This is a genomic window from Martinezella calliandrae (assembly GCF_030272695.1).
Lineage (GTDB): Bacteria > Pseudomonadota > Alphaproteobacteria > Rhizobiales > Rhizobiaceae > Rhizobium > Rhizobium calliandrae.
On record NZ_JARFYN010000164.1, the window covers coordinates 1 to 1,068 of the forward strand.

General features: G+C 36.0%; 1 pseudogene. It reads left to right on the forward strand.

Annotated features, from left to right (window positions below):
- Positions 1–110 precede the first annotated feature (110 nt).
- A pseudogene (locus PY650_RS36505) lies at positions 111–1,068 on the forward strand (IS3 family transposase); the annotation flags it as partial.

Consider the following 1,068-nt stretch of genomic DNA (forward strand, 5'->3'; position numbering starts at 1 on the left):
CCTTTTATAATATACTTGTATGATGTCTTTATTGGAGCTATACTATAAAAGTGGACAGAAAATTGTGTGTTATAATCTGTCTATTAAGACACAAAAATGAAAGGACTTTTATGTCAGGTTTTAAACGTTACGACGAGGAATTTAAGCAATCTCTCGTTAATCTCTACCAAACAGGTAAAACTCAATCCGAACTCTGTAAAGACTATGGTGTCTCCCCTTCTGCACTTGCAAAATGGATCAAGCAGTACTCTCAAGTTCGTCTTGAAGATAATACGGTCTTGACTGCTAAACAGATTCAAGAATTACAAAAAAGGAATGCCCAACTCGAAGAAGAAAATCTTATCTTAAAAAAAGCAAGTGCCATATTCATGCAAAACTCCAAGTGAGATTAAAAGCAGTCTATAGACTCCGATTTGAACACACGACAGTTATGCTCTGTCGTGTTTTACATGTCAATCGTTCCACCTACTATAACTTCATAAACAAGAAGCCCTCAAAACGTGAAATAGAAAATCAACGCTTGAGAAAATTACTCCTTGAGATTTATATGAAAGCCAAGAAAAGAATTGGAACGAGAGCTTTTAAAATTATTCTCCTGCGTGATTATGGCGTTAATATTTCTGAGGGGCGTATCTTAAGACTTCTCAAGTCTATGACACTCCCTAAAATGTCAACGATTAAACCTAGAGTTAAATCAAAACACTCTCCTGCATTTTCTTCTGATAATCTCCTTAAACAAGAATTTAATCCTAAGTCCCCGAATCAAGTATGGACAACTGATTTCACTTATATTTCTATAGGACATAGACGGCATGTTTATCTCTGCGCCATCCTTGACCTCTACTCTAGAAAATGTATTGCTTGGAAAGTAAGTGACAGGATTGATGCTAAACTTGCCTGTGACACATTAGGGATGGCTATAAATAAGAGGAAGCCTAAGGAACCAATCATTTTTCATTCGGATCAAGGTAGCCAATTTAAATCAGCTTCCTTTAGAAAAATATTAGATGAGCATCAATTGCTTGCTTCTTACTCCAAACCTGGATATCCTTATGATAATGCTGTCAC